The sequence below is a fragment of the Kitasatospora sp. NPDC057198 genome, assembly GCF_042670125.1.
Taxonomy (GTDB): domain Bacteria; phylum Actinomycetota; class Actinomycetes; order Streptomycetales; family Streptomycetaceae; genus Kitasatospora.
On sequence record NZ_JBHUWH010000852.1, the window covers coordinates 1 to 1482 of the forward strand.

At 68.7% G+C, this 1482-nt stretch carries 2 protein-coding genes; one reads left to right on the forward strand and one right to left on the reverse strand.

Annotated elements, in window-relative coordinates; translation table 11 throughout:
- A protein-coding gene (locus ACFUEL_RS39630; RefSeq protein WP_380243067.1) for an IS5 family transposase occupies positions 1–797 on the forward strand; the annotation gives its coding sequence in 2 pieces (ribosomal slippage) (positions 1–214 and positions 214–797; 798 coding nt annotated over the 2 pieces). This gene is flagged as partial in the annotation.
- A gap of 24 nt (positions 798–821) precedes the next feature.
- On the opposite strand, the gene ACFUEL_RS39635 is transcribed toward ACFUEL_RS39630, so the two are convergent.
- Complete coding sequence (locus ACFUEL_RS39635) at positions 822–1451, reverse strand: hypothetical protein (RefSeq protein WP_380243069.1); 630 nt, start codon at positions 1449–1451, stop codon at positions 822–824.
- Between the last annotated feature and the right edge of the window lie 31 nt (positions 1452–1482).

Genomic DNA, 1482 nt, shown 5'->3' on the forward strand with positions numbered 1-1482 from the left:
CACTGGCGCGATCTGCCGGAGCGGTTCGGGCCGTGGAAGACGGTCTACGAGCGCCATCGACTCTGGTCAGCGGACGGCACTTGGGAACGTCTGCTGCAGCAGGTCCAGGCCGCGGCCGATGCGGCAGGCGAGATCGACTGGGACATCTCGGTGGACTCCACCATCGTGCGCGCCCACCAGCACGCGGCCGGCGCCCGCACCGACCCACCGCCGGCCCTCGCCGACTCAAAGGGGGAGAAGACGCTGGAACACCAGGACGAGACTCCGTGGCAGAGCCTCGTCGGCCGGCTGGTGGAGGTGGTGCGGGAGGTGAGGGCCTGGGCCGCTCGCGCGGCGGCTTCACCAGCAAGATCCACCTGAGCGCGGACGGCCACTGTCGCCCCCTGTCCCTGATCGTCACGCCCGGGCAGCGAGCCGACTGCACCCAGTTCGTGCCGGTGCTGGAAAAGATCCGGGTCCCCCGGCTCGGACTTGGCAGACCCCGCAAGAAGCCCGACAGCGTCGCGGCCGACAAGGCCTACAGCAACGGCCCTTGCCTTCAGTACCTGCGGCGGCGCGGCATCCGACACACGATCCCGGAGAAGACCGACAGCCAGGCCGCCCGCCTACGGAAAGGATCGCGAGGCGGACGACCACCGGGCTTCGACGAGGAGCGGTACAAGAAACGCAATACCGTGGAGAGGGCCATCAATAAGCTGAAGAACTCCCGCGCCGTCGCGACCCGTTACGACAAGCGCGGATACGTCTTCCTCGGCACCGTCACCGCGGCTGCCCTCGTCATCTGGCTCCGCACGTGATCAGTCAGCCCGTCCGGGACCTCGTCATCGGAGGCCCGGAAGGCCCCCTGCACGGCTGGCGAGCCAGACGGCGACACGCTGCTTTTCCTCGCGGTTTGCATAGGGGCTGTCGTAACGCGTGATCCACTCCAGGTGTCGCAGGACGTTCTTCGAGCGGTCCGGGTGACGTACCACGAGCACGTCGATGCCGGTCTCGCCCGTCGAGGCTTCGACGTACACGCTGCCGTCCAGAGCCATCATGCCGAAGCCCGGGTGGCCCGAGTGCACACCGAGGAACGCCGATGCCGCGCCTCGGCCCATGATGTCCCAGCGATCCAGCAGCCGGACCCGGGCCCAGAGCGCCGGTGCAGTGTCGCCGCTGTGCAGGTGCTGCAAAGCGGCCCGGTGCGAACGGGTGCCCTGCGGAAGCTGCACGAGGAACTCGCGCCGGTGGTCGAAAAGGCCCACGGAGACCGCCAGGTCGTACCAGTCCGCATTGAGCCGCTCGACCAGCCGCGAGGTGTCGTATCGGTGCGAGAAGCCCCCGGCGACGTCCTCCGCACCGTATCCGCGGACGAACGGCATCGTACCCGCCGGCACGGCGTCGGGGATCACCTCGAGGCCGGCCCGCCGCAGAGGCCGGTACACCTTGCGGTCACGCTCCTGAATACCCATCGACCCATGTTCTACCAGGGGCCAACAACCC

What these genes read in the sequence shown, in the direction of transcription:
- ACFUEL_RS39635 (WP_380243069.1), bottom strand. Translation starts at nt 1,451, where the DNA reads ATGGGTATTCAGGAGCGTGACCGCAAGGTGTACCGGCCTCTGCGGCGG.